Here is a 17562-nt window from a genome sequence, read left to right as displayed (position 1 = left end):
CGGTTACATTCCGAACCCGGAAGCTAAGCCTTTCAGCGCCGATGGTACTGCAGGGGGGACCCTGTGGGAGAGTAGGACGCCGCCGAACAATTTTTGGAAAAAGCCTCGTTCCCCGAGTTTCGACTCGGGGAACGAGGCTTTTTTGCGTTCCGGGGCAGGCGGGCATTGTGATTCTAGGTCAGCTGACCTAGTCTCACTGATGTGGACGATGACATCCAACTTGATGTGACGGGCCCGGTACTTGTCGTGGGCGGCTATGGGACCGTCGGCGGGGATCTGGCCCGGCTGGCGGCTTCCTCGTGGCCCTTGCTGCTCACCGGGCGTACGCCGGAGCGGGGCAAGGCGCTGACCGACGAGGTCGGTGCGGAGGTGCGGCGCTGGGACCTGAGCGACCCGGAGCCTTTTTCGGCCCGGGTGCGGGCTGTGATCAGCACCGTCAACGACCCTGATGACCGGGTGTTGTTGGCGGCGATCCGGGGTGGTGTGCCGTACGTGGACATCACGCGATGGACGGCGCGGTTGCAGCGGGCCACGGCGGTGGCTGCGGTGGAGCCCCCGAAGGCGCCGGTGCTGCTGTCGTCCAGCTGGATGGGCGGGGTGAGCGCGCTGGTCGCCGCGGGGCTGTCGGCCGATATCGGTGGGGCGGCCGCGGTGGAGATCGCGATCCGGTACGACCTCAAGGACCGGTCGGGTACCGACTCGGTGGAGTTCATGGACCGGCTGGGGCTCGACTACGAGGTGGCCGAGGACGGTGAGCGGCGGATGGTGATGCCGCTCAGCGGGGCCGGTTACGTGACGATCGGCGGGTACCGGACCAAGGTGGCGCGGATCGACACTCCGGAGCAGTTCACCTTGCCGCTGGTGCTCGGGGTCGATACGGCCGTCACGCGGATCGGGTTCAGCGCCAACTCATCGACGTCCGCTCTGCTGGCGCTCAAGCGGACAGGGTTCTTCCGGTGGGGCCGCGGGGATCGCTTCGCGTCGGTCCGGCGGTCGATGCTGTACTCGCCGGGGGAGGGTGGCAGCGCGCTGCTGCGGATCGATGTCCGGGGGCGGGACGGTGAGCGGCGTACGGCGACCCTGACCGACCCGGCCGGGCAGGCGCATCTGACCGCGCTGGGCGGGCTGTTGGGGCTGCGTCGGGTGCTGGGGGAGGACGGTGCCGCCGCGCCGGGCGGGGTCGTGTTCCCCGAGATGACGCCGGTGCCGCGGGATGTCGTCGGTGTGCTGGAGCAGGCGGGTGTGGAGGTCGAGCTGTCGTGACGGAGAGGGAGAAGGGGACGGAGAAGGGGATGGAGACGGAGAGGGGGAAGGGGTCGGGGGCCGGCAAGGTGTCGTCGCTGACACGGCAGGGGAGCATTCGGCGGACGAGTCTGCTCGATGCGGCCGAGGCCGTGCTGGTGGCCAAGGGAGCGGATGCGCCGCTGCGGGCGATCGCCGCCGAGGCCGGGGTGCGGGTCGGGCACCTCCAGCACTACTTTCCGAGCCGGGCCGATCTGATCAAGGCGGTGCTGGAGCGGGCGCTGGACCGGTCGCTTGAGCGGCTGGCGGAGACGACGGGGCTGCGGATGGTGCGTGACGATCCCTCGGCCATCGGGACCCGGGTCGGGGCTGGGGCCGGGGCGGCGGAGCCGGACGCGGTGGTGGCGGTGCTCCTTGCCGAGCAGGACGATCCCCGGCTCACCCGGCTCTACGTCGAGGTGTGGGCGCTGGCGGCGCGGGATGACGATGTGGCCGTCGTGGTCCGGGAGTTCTACCAGAAGTACGTTGCCCACGTGGAGGCGTTCGTGCGGCAGGGGCGGCCTGACTGGCCGGGTGACCTGTGCCGGGCCAGGGCCGAGACGTTCGTGGCGCTGCTCGAAGGGGCGGCGTTGCTGCGGTCGGGGATCGTGGGCAGCCGGTCGGCCGCGATGGATGCGCAACTGGGGTTGTTCGCCGTGCAGTTGCTCCGGGATTCAGGGGGGCAAGGGGAGCAAGGGGAGTAAGGGGAGCCAGAGGGGCGAGGCTGATGTGCCAGGGCCCATCCCGTTGCGCCTGGGTCAGACGGGCAGTGAGCGGTGCGGCCAGCGGGCTCGGGCCTGTTCCTGGGAGCGCATGGTGGCCAGCGTCAACAGGCCGCGGGTGCGGCCGGTTTCGAGGAGGTCGGGGAGCGCGGGCAGCGGGGCGAGCGCCGCGATGTCGTCCAGGACGAGGGTGAGTGGTGGGTCGAGCCGGCCGGCGGATGACCGTTCGGCCATGCGGCGGCCGTGCTCGACCACGCTGGAGAGGAGTGCGGTGAGCAGGGGCATCGCACCCGGGTCGGTACGCGGATCCTCGATGGGATCACCTACCACATAGAGCGTTCCCCCCTCATCGATAAATGATTCGAGGAGGAGCGAATCCGTGCGAAGCGGAGTGCACGCATCCCGGATGTGAAGGGAGGCGAGGGCGGTCAGCGCACGGCCGGCCAACTCCTTGGCCAGCTCACTGCGTTCGGCGTACGCGGTCAGTACGGACTCCAGCTCGCCGGCCTGCCCGGCCGATGCCTTGGCGCTGGTGCGCAGAATGCGTACCGGCTCCTGGGCTCCGCCCGTGGTGTGCGCCCAGCGGTGCAGCTGGCGGAACGGCCGGCCGTCCACCGCGGCGGCGTGCAGCCAGCAGCGCAGCAGCGTCTGTGCGGCGTCCGCGACCGCCGAGTCGAGCACGCCGGACGGCCGTACCGGGGCCAGCAGGGCGGCGGCGCGGGCGGCGGCGGTGGACACGTCCTCGCATCCGGAGGTCGGCGACCAGCGGAGCCGGGCCGGGGTGTCGAGGCGGTGCGTCGGGTCGTAGGTCAGCAGGGGGCCGAGTTTGGCCCGGGAGTCCTTGGTCTCGGCCCAGAGGGCGGGGTCCGTGGTGGCGACGACCAGGGGGCCCGGGGCGGCGGCCGCGATGGCGGTGGCCGCGGCACGGGCGGCGGTGGGGTCGGTGGGGTCGGTGGTGGCGAACTGGACGCGGGGGAGGGGGAGCTCGGTGAGCGGGCGGGGGCCGGCCGGGGAGGTGGTGCGCTGCTCGGGGACCGGGCCGGTGGGTGTGGCGGGTTCGGAGGCGGCAGGCGGTTGTTCGGCGAGTGCCGGTACGGGCGTCGCGGGGGCTGCGGGCGCTGCGGCGGCTGCGGGGACCATGGGTTCCGCGGCGGCCGCGTCCCGTGCCTGCTCCCCGGGTTCCCCGAGAGCCCCGGTCTGCCCGAGAACCCCGGTCTGCCCGAGAGTCCCGGCCTGGCCGATGGCCCCGGCTTTCCCGAGGTGCCCGGGTTCGCCGAAGTCCCCGGAGCCGCCATGCCCACCGGCCCGGTCCCCGGCCCCCCGGGGCCTTGCCCGTCGCGCCGACCGTCGCGCCGCCCGTACGGCGCGGTAGCGGGTGATCGTCCCCAGCGCGAAGAGGGCCAGGACCAGCAGCACCATCACCTCGCCGATGAGGATGCCCCAGAACAGGCCGTAACCGGGGAGCTGGCTCCTGGGGGTGCCGGGCCAGGCCGCGGCCATGTCGTGCGGTGCGGAGACCAGATGCCGTAGCGCCATCGGCGTACCCGGGTAGTCGACCCCGTCGGGCCAGGCGCCGTGCGCGAACAGTCCGGCCAGCCCGGTCGCCGTCCACACGAGCAGGGTCAGGCCCAGCAGGAAGGCGAGCAGCCCGACCAGGAGGGAGTCCGGGATGCCGCGCTCCCGGCCGCCGTACGGCCGGTCGTGGTGGCCGTGGCCCGCGCGCCGCCGGTCATGGCCGCGGCTCTCGCGCCGCTCGTCGTCGTATCCGCGTCTCACGCCACCGTCTCGCTCGACTCGTCCCGCCATCTGCGCTCCATCGCAATGGCCTCGGCGCGCGCCTCGGCCTCCGCGTCCGCCGCCGCCTCCAGGGCGTGCGCCTCGTCCGTCGGCACCGGAGCCGACTCGGTCATCGCCCGGTCGGTGTAGACCAGCGGGCGTTCGGCCTCGGTGACCAGGTGTTTGACGACCTGGACGTTGCCGTTGACGTCCCAGACCGCGATACCGGGGGTGAGGGTCGGGATGATCTCGACCGCCCAGCGCGGCAGGCCCAGGACCTGCCCGGTGGCCCGTGCCTCGTCCGCCTTCTGGGCGTAGATGGTCCGGGTGGAGGCCATCTTGAGGATCGCCGCGGCTTCCCGTGCCGCCGCGCCGTCGACCACGTCGGAGAGGTGGTGGACGACCGCGACGAACGACAGGCCCAGTCGCCGGCCGAACTTCAGCAGCCGCTGGAAGAGCTGCGCCACGAACGGCGAGTTGATGATGTGCCAGGCCTCTTCCACCAGGAAGATGCGTTTCTTCCGGTCGGGCCGGATCCAGGTGTGCTCCAGCCACACGCCCACGATCGCCATCAGGATCGGCATCGCGATGGAGTTCCGGTCGATATGGGAGAGGTCGAAGACGATCAGGGGCGCGTCGAGGTCGATGCCCGCGGAGGTCGGGCCGTCGAACATGCCGCGCAGGTCACCGTCGACCAGCCGGTCGAGGACCAGCGCCACGTCCAGGCCCCAGGCCCGTACGTCGTCTATGTCGACGTTCATCGCCTCGGCCGACTCCGCCTCCGGGTGCCGCAGCTGCTCGACGATGTCGGTCAGGACGGGCTGGCGGTCGGTGATCGTGTCGTTGACGTACGCGTGGGCGACCTTGAGGGCGAAGCCGGAGCGCTCGTCCAGGCCGTGGCCCATGGCGACCTCGATGATCGTCCGCAGCAGGGCCAGCTGCCCGGTGGTGGTGATCGACGGGTCGAGGGGGTTGAGGCGGATGCCGCCGTTGAGGGCGGCGGTCGGGTCCAGGCGGATGGGAGTTATCCCCAGCTGACGGGAGATCAGGTTCCATTCGCCGACGCCGTCCTCGCCCTGGGCGTCCAGGACGACGACCTGCCGGTCGCGGAAGCGCAGCTGGCGCAGGACGTAGGTCTTCTCCAGCGCGGACTTGCCGTTGCCGGACTCGCCGAGGACGAGCCAGTGGGGGGCGGGGAGCTGCTGGCCGTACAACTGGAACGGGTCGTAGATATAGCCCTTGCCGCTGTAGACCTCACGCCCGATGATCACGCCGGAGTCGCCGAGGCCGGGGGCGGCGGTGGGCAGGTAGACGGCCTGGGCCTGGCCGGTGGAGGTGCGCACGGGCAGACGGGTCGTCTCCACCTTCCCGAAGAGGAACCCGGTGAACGCCTCGGTGAGCGTTCCCAGCGGATCGAGCGTGGCCATGACGTGCGCGCCTCCCAGCGGCTTAGCGGCGGATCCCGGTCGCGAACGGCAGGGTGTTGACGAACGCCCGGTGGTGCTCCCGGTCGCACCACTCCAGCTTCAGATAGGACTTGCCGGCCGAGGCGCGGATGGTGCGCTTGTCGCGGGCGAGCGCCTCGGGCGAGCGGGAGGAGACCGTGAGGTAGCCGACGAGGTTGACGCCCGCCGCGCCGGACGCCAGGTCCTCACCGCGCTGGTCCACCCGCCCGTGGTGCGCCACGTCCCGCGGGTCGACCACCCGGTTCATCTTCGCCGCCCGGCTGGCCTCGGCGTCGTCGTTGGTCTTCTCCGTCAGCATCCGTTCGATGGCGATCTCGGTGGGTTCGAGGTCCATGCAGACCGCGACCGTACGGATCACATCCGGGGTGTGCACCAGGAGGGGCGCGAGGAAGTTGACGCCCACCGGGGTCAGCGGCCACTCCTTGATCCAGGCCGTGGCGTGGCACCACGGCGCGCGGGTCGTCGACTCCCGGGTCTTGGCCTGGAGGTAGGTCGGCTCCGTCGCGTCCAGCTCGGCCGGCCAGGCGTTGCGCTTGCTCATCGCCTGGAGGTGGTCGATGGGGTGGTCCGGGTCGTACATGGAGTGCACCAGCGAGGCCAGCCGGGCCTGTCCGAGGGGCTGTCGTACCCGGATGTCGGCCTCGGCGAGCCGGGCGCAGATATCGGTCAGCTCACGGGCCATCACCACGGCCAGCCCGGCGTCCCGGTCGAGCTTCTTGCGCAGCAGCCCGCCCTGGTGCATCCGCGCGGCCCGCGCCATGGTGTGCGCCTCGGCGGCCAGCTCGCGGGTGTAGTGCATACAGGCGACGAGGTACGCCCGGTGCTGTTCGCTGCTCGTCGAGACCATCGACTGCAGCTGGTCGTAGGAGTCCCGCAGCCAGGGGGGTGCGTGGGCGTCACCGCGCTGGGCGACGTCCTTGGCGTGCGCGTCCGGGTCGGCCGGCAGCGTACGGGCCAGCATCTGCAGCCGGGTCACGAAGCCGTCGCCGTTGGCGACGTGCTTGAGCAGCGTCCCGAACCGGTCGACCAGGGCTTCCTGGTCCTCGCTGTCCCGCAGCCCGACGCCCGGGCCCTCGATCTCGATGGCCGCGGTCACCGTCCGGCGGTCGGCGTGCAGCAGCACCGCGATCTCGTCCGGCCCGAACGGGGCCGACAGCCAGGTGATCCGCCCGATGCCGGGCGGCGGTCCGATCTCCACCTCCCGCCCGTCCAGCCGGATGCCCGCCTCCGCGGTGCCCGAGCGGTAGACCGCGCCCTGCCGGACCGTACGGCGGAAGCTGCGCCGGATCTCGAACCACCGGTAGAACGTACGGCCCTTGTACGGCACGTAGACGGCGGCCAGCCCCACCATCGGGAAGCCGGTCAGGGTCACGATCCGCAGCGACAGCACGGGCACCAGCAGCCCGCACATCATGCCGAGGAACGCGCCCGCGATGATCAGCGCGATCTCACCGGTCTCGCGGTTCTTGCCGACGATGGCGTTGGGCCGGGCGCGGCCGATCAGGTACGTGCGCCGTGGCGCGATCGGGTGGGACATCGAGTGGGACTGGGTGCTCAACGCCCGTCACCTCCTGCTGTCTTGCCGGTGCGGGCGCCGCCGGAGCCGGGGTTCGTACGGGGGGCGGGGGCGGCGGGGGAAGGGGTGCCCGAGGTGCGGGAGCTGTGGGCCGCGACTCCGCCGGACACCGCGTCGGACGGCCGGGACGGGCCGCCCTGTCCGCTCTGCGCCTGGGCTCCGCCGTCCCCGCCGGACCGGCGGGAGCTGTGCGTCTTGATGCCCTGCGACACCAGCGCGGCGGGGGAGCTGAGCACCGCCGCCGCGGCGTTCTCGGCGCCCCGGCTCATCCGGTTGTTCCGGGAGGCCGCGATCTCGTCGCCGAAGCCGGGGACGAAGCGGTAGATCACCGCGCTGGCGAAGATGGCCAGCAGGATGATCGCGAGGCCGGAGACCACGGCGGAGACGGCGTTCGGGCCGGTGTTGCCGGACAGCGCACCGGCGATGCCCAGCACGATGACGATGACCGGCTTCACCATGATCACCGCGATCATGACGCCCGCCCAGCGGCGCACATGCCCCCACATGTTCTTGTCCACCAGCCCGGCGTACACCACCGTCCCGAGCAGCGCCCCGACGTACAGCAGCGCGGCCCGGATCACCAGCTCCAGCCACAGCACACCGGCGGCCAGTACGGAGACCAGGGACACCACGATCAGCATGATCGGCCCGCCGCCGATGTCGGTGCCCTTGGTGAGTGCCTTCGCGAACCCGCCGAAGAACGTGTCGGTCTGCGCGCCCGTCCCCTTCGCGATGATCTCGGTGACGCCGTCCGTCGCCGAGACGACGGTGTACAGGATCAGCGGGGTGAACGCGGACGCCAGCACCGTCAGCCACAGGAACCCGACGGCCTCGCTGATCGCCTCCGTGAGCCGCACCCCGCGCACCGCCCGCTTGGCCACGGCCAGCAGCCAGAGGACGAGCGTGAGGACGGTGGAGGCGGCGAAGACGACGGCGTACTGCCGGAGGAACGCCGCATTGGTGAAGTCCACCTGCGAGGTCGCGTTCACCGCGTCGGACAGCTTGTCGACGATCCATGCGGCGGCCTTGGCGCAGCCTTTGGCGAGGGAGGACAGGGGGTCCAGGGGGTTGTTGTCGAGGGGGCTGGTGGGGGCCTTGGGGGCGGAGCCGGTCTCGCCCGACTGGCAGTACTGCCTGGCGGGACCACGGATGAGGTCGCAGGGGTCGTTGCTTGGCTTGGGGGACGGAGCAGCGGCGGCCCTCGAGGCCAGGAGTACGGCAGCTGTCTGAACGCCCGTCACCAATGCAGTGAGCGAGAGGGTACGGCGGCGACTGCTAGCGGGCATAAGTGAACCCCCCGAACCCTTGCACGGCCTTGGTCATGTCCTCGGCAGACGCGGCTTGCTGGTCGCGCCCGACCGGGGCAGGCCCCTCTTTCTGGGTGAAGTCGGTGACCTTCCAGTCCCCGTCGATCCACTTCAAATCGAAGGTGTTCGTGTACCAGCTCTCCGCGACGGGGTTCTTGGACTCCGTGCCCGCGAGGCCGAAGAGGGCGGAGTACCAGACCGAGACCTTGGCGGTACCGTCCTTGAACGCTTCGGTCTTTGTGCCAACTGGGTTCGCGCGGGAGACGAAGGTCATGCCCTTGGGCGGAGTGCCGTCCGGCTTGAGTCCGATCCGGCCGAGGAAGGCCGGGTCGGAGTACACCTTGTCGAGGTCGTTCTTGCGGACTGCCGCGACCGATGGCGCATACACGGCACTGACGATCTTCTGCCGGGCCGCGGCCTGGTACATGCCGTCGCTGGTGAGCGCCACCGCGTAGTTCGCCGCCGCCGACTCCGCCCCCTGCTTCGTCTGCGCGAACCCCGCGGCGATGCCCAGGCTCCTGCCGCTGACCGGCTTGGTGCCGGTGGGCGCCGTCGGCCGGGCGGCAGCGGCGTCGGCGTCCTCGGGGGCGCCGGCGGCGGGGGACTCGTTGTTGCCGCTTCCGCCGCGGTTGGCGAACGCGATCGCCGCGAGGAGCAGGACGATCACCCCGACGATCGTGACGAGGTTACGGCTGGACAGCCCGGACCGCGGCCGCCGTGCCGAGCCGTAGAGGTCGCCCTCGCTCTCGGGAAGTCTGGTCCGGGTCTGGCCCGTCCCGGGACCACGGTGGCCGTCGCCGCCGTAGCCGCCGTCCTCACCGGTACTCATCGCGCCTGTGCCCCCTCTGCCGCTCTGCCGCCGTCGCCGTCGGTGTCGTTGTTGTGCCGCGTTGTGCCGCCCTCATATGACCGTAGCCGCGTGGGCGGCGGCTCGGGTGCGGTGGTACGAGTACATCTCACCGTGACGGGTCCTCAGGTGCGGTGTGGCGAAGGCGAATGGGGGACTCTGGGTGGTTTGTGATCATTGCCCGCTCCGCATCCGCTGTCGCCCTCTTGCGCCGCCCGGCGCCTGCCTGCCCCCTTCGGAACCACCTGTCCCCGCACAGCGGGCCGCCCAATCGGTCCGCTGGTGACGGCGGTGCCGCGGGCATGGCGAGGACCCCGTCGGGCTGGGGTGAGGGGGCGTCAGCATGGGGCCTCGGCAGGGGAGGTGCGGCCGGCGGACGGCCGGGTGGGAGCGAGTGGGGGCACGGGACGGCGGAGAGAGGCGGGGGACGGGTGGGCGGGGCGCATGGGGGACGGCGCGGGGACGGACGCATGCCCGGGTGCGCGGGCGGTGCAGCGGCAGGGTGTGTCGCGCAGGCGGGCCACGATGGTTGGCTGGTGGCGGTCACCGGGGGCAGGGGCTGCCACCTGGGCCGCGCGCCGCACCGCGCCGCCCGGACCGCCGTCCCGCTGCCTGGACCGCCATGCCGTGGACGATCTGGACGACCTCGACGATCTAGGCGATCTAGACCGCCATGCCGTAGACGATGGTGAACAGCGTCCCCAGGGAGCCGATGATGAAGACTCCGGTCAGGCCGGCCACGATCAGGCCTTTGCCCTGTTCGGCGCTGAAGGTGTCGCGCAGTGCGGTGGCGCCGATGCGCTGTTTGGCGGCGCCCCAGATGGCGATGCCCAGGCAGAGCAGGATCGCTACCGCCATGACCACTTCGACCATCACACGGGCTTCGTTGCCCAGGCTGCCGAACGGGCCCCAGTCCGGGGCGATTCCGCCGATGATGGTGGTGATGTCGCCCTTTTCGGCCGCAAGGAACATCTGTGACATGTGCGCCATGTGTGAACTCACCGCCCCTAATGGGTAGTTGACCATGTTGACTGTGGATTGATTATGAGGTGGATATGAGGTGGGTATGTCGTCGATCCCCGTAGGACGCGGCACGGGTTCCGGCCTCTATCTTGTCCGACGGAGACGCCGGAGGCATCGTCAGAAGCCGACTCGGAGCCTTTCTTTGACGTCTTCGATGCCTTCTCCGGTGCCCTCTTCGGTGTCTTCTTCGATGTCTGGGGCCGGGGATTCGGCCGGGGATTCGGCAGGGGGTCCGGCCGCGGAAGCGGGTGCACCTGTGGGCGCACGCCGTCCATTGAACCGACTACTCTCACCGTGTGTATCACGGGTGATAACCGTGAGCAATGATCATCGGGGTGGCGGCGAGGGATCGGGCGCGAGACCGGGCGACGAACCGGGCGAGGGACCAGGCGAGGGCATCGGCCGAGCGGCCGGAAAGAGGCAGTGAACCGGGCCTGAATGGGGGAGGGTTGTGAGGTGCGGAAATTCTGGGTGGCCGGCGGGCTCGGGGCGGGGCTGCTGTTCGGCCTGGTCGGGCTGCTGCTGATCGGTACGTTCGTGGCGGCGGCCGGGCTCGCCGGGGCCGGCGGGCGGGCGGTCGGGCTGGCGAAGGGCGCGGTGCCGGCCGCGTACCAGTCGCTGGTGCAGAAGTGGGGGACGCTCTGCCCGGCGATAAACCCCGCGCTGCTGGCGGCCCAGCTCTATCAGGAGAGCGGCTGGAACCCGAAGGCGCAGAGCCCGGCGGCCGCGCAGGGGATGGCGCAGTTCATCCCGGGCACCTGGCAGACCCACGGCATCGACGGGAACGGCGACGGCAGGCGGGACGTATGGGATCCGGCGGACGCGATCGCGTCGGCGGCCTCGTACGACTGCGAGCTGGCCGGCTATGTGAAGAAGGCGTCGGGCGACGCCACGCACAACATGCTCGCCGCGTACAACGCCGGGGCGTACCGCGTCATCCAGTACGACGGCGTGCCGCCCTACCAGGAGACCCAGAACTATGTGAAGACGATCACGACCCTGGCGAAGAGCTTCGAGGCGCCGACCGCCCCGGTGGCGCCGTCCCGGCAGGCCGCGGGCGCCATCTACTACGCACAGGACAAGCTCGGCACGCCGTACCTGTGGGGCGGGAACGGGACGGCCGAGGAGGGCGGGCGGTTCGACTGCTCCGGGCTCACCAAGGCCGCGTACCACTCGGTGGGCATCGAACTGCCGCGGGTGGCCAACGACCAGTGGAACGCCGGACCGCACCCCAAGCGGAGCGAGCTGCTCCCCGGGGACCTGGTGTTCTTCGCGCACGATCTGGGCGATCCGCGGTCGATCCACCATGTGGGGATGTACGTCGGCGGCGGATACATGATCAACGCGCCCTACACCGGTGCGGTGATCCGCTTCGACAAGATCGATACGCCGGACTACATCGGTGCGACCCGGGTCACATCGGATGGCGCAAAAGCGCTCCCGACCGCGGACGCTGCGTGAAAATAGGCGCGCAGACAGGCTCTGAACTGCGGCGATGGGCCAGGATGAGTCAAGCTTCGATAACGTCCTGGTGATCATCCGGTGGAGAGTGGAACGCCCGGGTGGCCGATCACGTTTCCTATGCGTGGTGACGTAGCAGCGCTCGCAGCAGCACACGCACGACGACCACGGGGGCCGACAGCAGACGAAGGCGCTCGCGCGCGCGAAAGATAAGGGGCCGCGGCAGATGGCTGGACTCGCACTCGAGGGGCCGAACCCCGACGTCGACGTGCTCGACGGCGTCAACGGCCTCGCGAAGGACGCCCCCGCCTGGGTCAATACGGCCATGGAGTACATCGGCGAGTACGGCATCATCGCCGGCCTCGCGGTGCTGTGTCTGATCGCCTGGTGGTTCGCGCGCCGCCGGCCGGACGCGCCGTCCGCGGTCGCCGGTCTGGTCTGGGCGCCGCTGGCCGCCGGTGTCGCGCTGCTGGCCAACATCCCGATCCGGGCGTTCGTCGAGCGGCCGCGGCCGTTCAAGGACCACGCCGGGCTGGAAGTGCTGATCCCCGGCAAGAGCGACTTCTCGTTCGTCAGCGATCATGCGACGCTGACGATGGCGGTCGGCGTCGGACTGTTCATCGCCCACCGGAAGTACGGCCTGATCGGGATCGCCCTGGCGCTCGCCGAGGGCTTCTGCCGCGTCTACATGGGCGTGCACTACCCGACCGATGTGATCGGCGGGTTCGCGCTGGGCACCGCCGTCGCGCTGCTGCTCGCGCCGCTCGCCCAGGCGCTGCTGGTCCCGCTGACGACCGCGATCGGCCGGTCGAAGGCGGGGTGGCTGGCGTGGCTGGTACGGGCGCGGGGTGTCGTGGTGGACGGTGACGGTGCCGTGGACGGTGAGGGTGCCGGCGGCCGTGGCGGGCGGGATGCCGGGGACGGGTCGGTGATGGCCACGGGGACGGCGGTGCCGCACGGGCACAAAGGACGGGACAAGGACCTGGCGGCCTGAGGGCCGGACGACACAAGACCGGACGACGCAAGAGACGACACAAGAACTGAAGGAAGACTGACCGGACGGCCCGGGCCCTGTGGGGTCCGGGCCGTCCGCCGTGCCGGCCGTCGCCGCGTCCCGCCCGGCCTCAGAGCGCCTGCGGGAAGGTGCTGAACAGCCGCTGCGGGTCGTAGGCCTTCTTGACCTGGGCGAGGCGGTCGGCGGCGGCGCCGTAGTAGGCGGACTTCCAGTCCGTCAGGCCGGGGTCGGTGTAGTTCTGGTACGCGGCGCCCGACGCGTACCGGCGCATCGCGTCATGGAACGCATTCAGCCATGCCGTGCGGGAGCCCGGCGAGCCCTTCTCCGGCCAGGACGCCAGGTACTGGGCGAGGAACCGCGATCCGCGGTGCACAAAGGCGGTGTCGGTACGGCCGACCCGGTTGACCGCACCGCCCAGCGCCGTCAGCGCCACATTGCCGGCGACGCCCTGGCGGCCACCGCGCTCGATCTGCTGGAGCATGGCCTGGATGCCGGCCGTCGGCAGTGAGCGGTCGTAGAAGTGCGAGCGGGCCGCGTACGTCTCCCGGCCCAGCTTCCCGGCGCCGTTCTGCCCGGGCAGCGAACCCGGCGTATGGCACTGCGCGGACGACTTGGACGAGCAGCCCGCATAGGACTCCATCGCGTCCAGGTAGCCGATCGGCGTGACACGGACGCTCTTGGCGGGGCCGGGGCCGCCCGGCTGGTCGGCGAGCTTGTCGAGGGCGTTCTGGAGGTCGTCCTTCGTGCCCAGGGAGAAGGCGGCCACGGAGACGCCGGGGGTGCCCCCGGGACGGGCGTCGAGGTGACAGGCGGACCAGATCTCGTCGGCCTGCACCGGCCCCCACTTCTGCCAGGAGTCCACCACCTTCGCCGCCTTGGCCCACGGCCAGGTCAGGTACGCCATCACCGCGCGCGGCGCCGGATGCGTACGGAAGCGGAGCTCGGTGACCACACCGAAGTTGCCGTTGCCGGCCCCGCGCAGCGCCCAGAACAGGTCGGAGTGGTGCTTGGCCTCGCAGTCGACCGTCTTGCCGTCGGCCGTGACGACGGTGGCGCCGACCAGGCTGTCGCAGGTCAGGCCGTAGGCGCGGGAGACCACGCCGTGGCCGCCGCCGAGGGTGAGGCCGGATATGCCGACGGTGGGGCAGGAGCCCCCGGGTATCGTCACGCCGTGCGCCGCCAGCCCCTGGTACACGTCGATGAGCTTGGCGCCGGCCCCTATGCGGGTGATCCCGCCCGACGGCGCGCCGACCTTGGCGAGGGCGGAGACGTCGATGATGAGCCGCCCGTTGCCGCTGGACCAGCCCGCGTAGGAGTGGCCGCCGCTGCGGATGGCGACCGGGGTTTCGTAGCGCCGGGCGAAGGCGAGGCATTCGGCGATGTCCGACGGGTGCTTCACATACGCGACGGCCGACGGCTTCAGTGTGTCGTAGCGGGTGTTGTAGAGGCGGCGGGCGGCCGCGTACGCGGCGTCCGAGGCCCGTATCAACTGCCCGTCCAGGCTCTTGCCGAGCGCGGTCCAGCCGGCCTCGGTGGCGCGGCCCGCAGCGTGGGACGCCGTGGTGGCCTGTGCGGTTCCGCCGCCCGCGGCCCCGGCGGCGGAGGACGCCCCGGCCGCCCGGCCGGTCGTGGTGCCGCAGCCGGTGGCCACGGCGACCGAGGTCGCCGCCAGTCCGGTGCCGGCCTGCAGGAGTGTGCGCCGCTTCACTGGGATGAGTCCCCTCGATGTCGTGCCGGTCGATGTCGTGCGGGAACCACGACACCGGGGCGGCGCGCCGCGTACACCCCCGCGGACCGCTCTGCCCGGCAAGCGCCGCGCTGTCCGGAACTGTCCGATTCTGCTCTTGCCATTCCGTGCCGACGCGGTGCCGTGGCTTCTCTCACTACCCAGATGGCGTACGGGCGTTGGGGGTTCCCGGAACGGACTTCCCGATTCCTACTCGCTGATTCCTACTCGCCGATTCCTAGCGCCCGTCCGATGGGCCGGGGCCGGACTCTGCTTCGGACTCTTCCAGGTGGCGATGTGCGTCGGTGCGCGCCTGGGAGCGGGCGCGGCGGGCCGGGCCCCGCCAGCCGCAGTCGCAGTGCGCCGTGCAGAAGGAACCGCGCTCGGTGGTGGAGACCGTATGAGGGGTCCTGTCAGGGGTCCTGCCAGGGGTCCTGTCAGGGGGTGTGTGCGGAGGTGTGTGAGGGGGCTGGTCGGGCACGCGTCCACGCTACGTGTCCCGGATGGCGTTGCGTGACGAGGCTTCGTAACGGTCGTTGAACGGATCGGTCGACGGAACGTCAGGTGCGGTGAACGTCAGATGCGGTGTGGGCGGAACGTTCGACCCTCCCGAGCGGACCGGTCGCCCAGGCCGGTTCCGAAGACAGCGGCCGAGGGGGCTCGTACGCGATGGTGGTGCAGGGCAGACGGGGCGGCGCGGCGGCCGTGGCCGTGGCGTGCGGGACGGGTCTGGCGATGGGACTGCTGGCGACGGGCTGTTCCCCGGACGGTGCCGCGGCCGACGAGCAGGAGCCGTCCGTCCGGCCCGCCGACGCGGCCGCCACGCGCGTCCGCGACAGCGCCGACGCCCTGATGCGGGCCCGCTCCGCCGTGGTCCGTACCGCCCTGGAGACGGTGAGCGGCGGCACCCGCCTCGCCATCCGGGGCACCGGCGGCTATGACTTCACCACCAGCAGCGGGCAGTTGCGGGTGGTGCTGCCCGATCCGGCGGGCGGGCCCGGCGGGGGCCGTCAGCCGATCACCGAGATCCTCGCGCCCGGCGCGCTGTTCATGAAGAACCGCGGGGCGGGGGTGCCCGCCGACAAGTGGGTGCGGGTGGAGACGGTCTCGCTGGCCGACGGCAACCTGGTCACCGGCGGTGCCACCGACCCGTTGGCCGCCGCGGAACTGCTGCGCGGCGCGCGGGAGGTGACGTACCTGGGCGAGGAGCGGCTGGACGGTGGTGTGGTGGTCCGGCACTACCGCGGTACGGCGGACATCGGGGCGGCGGCCCGGGTGGCGTCGCCGCGCACCGGTCGGGTGCTGGCCGTCGCGGAGAAAGGGTTCACCACCGCCCTGGTGCCGTTCGACGCGTACCTCGACGCGGCGGGGCGGCTGCGCAAGGTGCGCCTCCGCTTCCACTTCGCCAACGGCGCGCCCCAAGGAGCGTCGGTGACCTCCACGACGGCGTTGTCCGGTTTCGGCACACGGGTGGCGGTGCGGCTGCCGGACCGGCGGGACATCTATACGGGGAAGATCGCGTCCGCCGCCCCGCAGGCGTCCGCCGCCTCGCGGGAATCTGCCGCCCCGCAGGCATCGGCGGCCGCGCAGGAATCCTCCGCCGCGCAGGGATCCGCGGTCTCGCCGGGACCCGCTGCCCCGTAGTGGGGGTTCCGCCCCGTAGGGAGGCGCCACCCGGAAATGGTCCTTCCGTGCCATGCGCGCGGCGCGCGCCCGTCCTTACGCTGGCGTTGACCACCAGGGCGTGCGAAGGCGCTCGAAGGAGGAGGTGTGGTACGTGGCCGGCCAGCGCCATACGACGGTTCAGGACCACATAGCCCTCGTCGAGATCGACCTGACCGCTGAATTGATGATCGCGGCCGCGGCGGCCGGCGAGGACCGGCTCAGCCCGGCTCGTATCGACGAGGTGCTGGCCGTGGCCGGTGCCGGGGGCGGCGGTGAGCGGAGGGCCGGGGACGAGGACGAGAGCGGGGACGGGGGCCGCGATGGGGAGCCCGGTGAGCCGGAGTCCGAGCCCGAGTCCGCATAGCGGCCGGCGCGGCCGCCGGACGCCAAGTGCGCGGCACCCGAGGACGTCACGTGCGCGGCACCCGCGGACGTCAAGTGCCCAGCACCCGAGGACGTCAGGTGCGCAGCATCCGCTCGATCGCCTTCGTCGCCTCCTGGACCTTGGCGTCGATGGCCTCGGGACCCTTGATCGCGGCGTCGGCGACGCAGTGCCGCAGATGCTCGTCCAGGAGCTGGAGACCGAAGGACTGCAGGCCCTTCGTACTCGCCGAGACCTGGGTGAGTATGTCGATGCAGTAGACGTCCTCTTCGAGCATCCGCTGCAGTCCGCGGATCTGGCCCTCGATCCGGCGCAGTCGCTTGAGGTGTGCGTCCTTCTGCTGTGCGTAGCCGTGGACGCCGGTGGCCGGGGGAGTCTCTGCGGTATCGGTCACGGTTTGGGCTTCGCCTCGGGGGTCGGTTTTCGGTTGCGGGGCGTGGCTGGCCGCGGCGGCTGCGGTGTTGCCGGTGGTGTCGGCGTCCATGGTCGTCATGGCCGTCTCCCCTGGAATCTAGGCGATCCATATACCCCTAGCGGGTATATGTTATCGAATTTCGGGGCACTGGCGGTACCCCGTGCAGAGCATGGTCCCCCATCGGCGACACTGAGGGAATGCCGGTTAGCAGTGGCCGGATGATGCGCCTAGCATCAACTCGACCGAATCCGATGCACCCCGAGGATTTCACGTGCGCTTTCGTCTGACCCCCAGGGAGACGAGCTTCTACGACATGTTCGCCGCCTCTGCGGACAACATCGTCACCGGCTCCAAGCTCCTGATGGAAATGCTCGGGGCGGACGCCTCCGCGCGGTCCGAGATCGCCGAGCGCATGCGCGCGGCCGAGCACGCGGGAGACGACGCCACCCACGCGATCTTCCACCAGCTGAACTCCTCGTTCATCACGCCGTTCGACCGCGAGGACATCTACAACCTCGCCTCGTCGCTCGACGACATCATGGACTTCATGGAGGAGGCCGTCGACCTGGTCGTCCTCTACAAGATCGAGGAGCTCCCCAAGGGCGTCGAGCAGCAGATCGAGGTGCTGGCGCGGGCGGCCGAGCTGACCGCCGAGGCGATGCCGAATCTGCGCACGATGGCGAACCTCACCGAGTACTGGATCGAGGTCAACCGACTGGAGAACCAGGCCGACCAGATCCACCGCAAGCTGCTCGCGCACCTCTTCAACGGCAAGTACGACGCCATCGAGGTCCTCAAGCTCAAGCAGATCGTGGACATCCTGGAAGAGGCGGCGGACGCTTTCGAGCACGTCGCCAACACCGTCGAGACCATCGCGGTCAAGGAGTCCTGAGCCCCGGC

Annotated in this window: 15 protein-coding genes and 1 rRNA gene; 8 read left to right on the top strand and 8 right to left on the bottom strand. The window is 71.1% G+C overall.

All coding sequences use genetic code 11. From position 1 onward, the window contains the following. From rrf to ACFY12_RS30325, 3 genes are all read left to right on the top strand, one after another. Positions 1 to 88: ribosomal RNA gene (gene rrf / locus ACFY12_RS30335) — 5S ribosomal RNA — on the top strand; the annotation flags it as partial. A 113-nt stretch (positions 89 to 201) separates the two neighbouring features. Next, positions 202 to 1263, top strand: a complete 1062-nt coding sequence (locus ACFY12_RS30330; protein WP_390719120.1) for a saccharopine dehydrogenase — start codon at positions 202 to 204, stop codon at positions 1261 to 1263. Continuing rightward, on the top strand, positions 1260 to 1985 hold the full coding sequence (locus ACFY12_RS30325) for a TetR/AcrR family transcriptional regulator (RefSeq protein WP_390719119.1): 726 nt from the start codon (positions 1260 to 1262) through the stop codon (positions 1983 to 1985). Before ACFY12_RS30330 ends, ACFY12_RS30325 begins: the two co-directional genes overlap by 4 nt. 54 nt (positions 1986 to 2039) lie before the next feature. Here the strand turns inward: ACFY12_RS30325 and ACFY12_RS30320 are convergent, their stop codons facing one another. The 6 genes from ACFY12_RS30320 to ACFY12_RS30295 all read right to left on the bottom strand — a co-directional run bounded on the left by ACFY12_RS30320 (position 2040) and on the right by ACFY12_RS30295 (position 9947). Further along, positions 2040 to 3779: a TraM recognition domain-containing protein gene (locus ACFY12_RS30320; protein ID WP_390719118.1), complete on the bottom strand. Its 1740-nt coding sequence runs from the start codon at positions 3777 to 3779 to the stop codon at positions 2040 to 2042. Continuing rightward, positions 3776 to 5206: an ATP-binding protein gene (locus ACFY12_RS30315; protein ID WP_390719117.1), complete on the bottom strand. Its 1431-nt coding sequence runs from the start codon at positions 5204 to 5206 to the stop codon at positions 3776 to 3778. Before ACFY12_RS30315 ends, ACFY12_RS30320 begins: the two co-directional genes overlap by 4 nt. A gap of 22 nt (positions 5207 to 5228) precedes the next feature. Beyond that, entirely contained in the window at positions 5229 to 6803 is a 1575-nt protein-coding gene (locus ACFY12_RS30310; protein ID WP_390719116.1) for an SCO6880 family protein, read from the bottom strand. Continuing rightward, positions 6800 to 8107, bottom strand: coding sequence for a hypothetical protein (locus ACFY12_RS30305; protein ID WP_390719115.1), 1308 nt, complete (start codon positions 8105 to 8107; stop codon positions 6800 to 6802). The genes ACFY12_RS30310 and ACFY12_RS30305 overlap by 4 nt, the downstream gene beginning before the upstream one ends. Then, a complete protein-coding gene (locus ACFY12_RS30300; protein ID WP_390719114.1) occupies positions 8097 to 8957 on the bottom strand; it encodes a hypothetical protein in 861 nt (286 codons plus the stop codon). Before ACFY12_RS30300 ends, ACFY12_RS30305 begins: the two co-directional genes overlap by 11 nt. Before the next feature lie 681 nt (positions 8958 to 9638). Then, entirely contained in the window at positions 9639 to 9947 is a 309-nt protein-coding gene (locus tag ACFY12_RS30295; RefSeq protein WP_046930918.1) for a hypothetical protein, read from the bottom strand. A 507-nt stretch (positions 9948 to 10454) separates the two neighbouring features. Here ACFY12_RS30295 and ACFY12_RS30290 point away from each other — a divergent pair. Both ACFY12_RS30290 and ACFY12_RS30285 read left to right on the top strand, forming a co-directional pair. Beyond that, entirely contained in the window at positions 10455 to 11459 is a 1005-nt protein-coding gene (locus tag ACFY12_RS30290) for an NlpC/P60 family protein (RefSeq protein ID WP_390719113.1), read from the top strand. Between the two features lie 226 nt (positions 11460 to 11685). Beyond that, positions 11686 to 12453 (top strand): phosphatase PAP2 family protein, encoded by a 768-nt coding sequence (locus ACFY12_RS30285; RefSeq protein WP_390719112.1) that lies wholly within the window; start codon positions 11686 to 11688, stop codon positions 12451 to 12453. A gap of 130 nt (positions 12454 to 12583) precedes the next feature. Here the strand turns inward: ACFY12_RS30285 and ACFY12_RS30280 are convergent, their stop codons facing one another. Next, complete coding sequence (locus tag ACFY12_RS30280) at positions 12584 to 14182, bottom strand: FAD-binding oxidoreductase (RefSeq protein WP_390719111.1); 1599 nt, start codon at positions 14180 to 14182, stop codon at positions 12584 to 12586. Positions 14183 to 14869: 687 nt separating this feature from the next. Here ACFY12_RS30280 and ACFY12_RS30275 point away from each other — a divergent pair. Further along, positions 14870 to 15844, top strand: coding sequence for a hypothetical protein (locus ACFY12_RS30275; protein WP_390719133.1), 975 nt, complete (start codon positions 14870 to 14872; stop codon positions 15842 to 15844). Between the two features lie 133 nt (positions 15845 to 15977). Then, positions 15978 to 16229, top strand: coding sequence for a hypothetical protein (locus tag ACFY12_RS30270; RefSeq protein WP_390719110.1), 252 nt, complete (start codon positions 15978 to 15980; stop codon positions 16227 to 16229). A 94-nt stretch (positions 16230 to 16323) separates the two neighbouring features. On the opposite strand, the gene ACFY12_RS30265 is transcribed toward ACFY12_RS30270, so the two are convergent. Next, positions 16324 to 16740, bottom strand: coding sequence for a metal-sensitive transcriptional regulator (locus tag ACFY12_RS30265; protein ID WP_390719109.1), 417 nt, complete (start codon positions 16738 to 16740; stop codon positions 16324 to 16326). 193 nt (positions 16741 to 16933) lie between these two features. Between ACFY12_RS30265 and ACFY12_RS30260 the strand changes: the two genes are divergently transcribed. Then, positions 16934 to 17554, top strand: coding sequence for a DUF47 domain-containing protein (locus ACFY12_RS30260; protein ID WP_390719108.1), 621 nt, complete (start codon positions 16934 to 16936; stop codon positions 17552 to 17554). Positions 17555 to 17562: the final 8 nt, after the last annotated feature.

Source organism: Streptomyces sp. NPDC001339, from assembly GCF_042895955.1.
Classification (GTDB): domain Bacteria; phylum Actinomycetota; class Actinomycetes; order Streptomycetales; family Streptomycetaceae; genus Streptomyces.
This window is presented reverse-complemented; position numbering and strand designations above follow the sequence as displayed.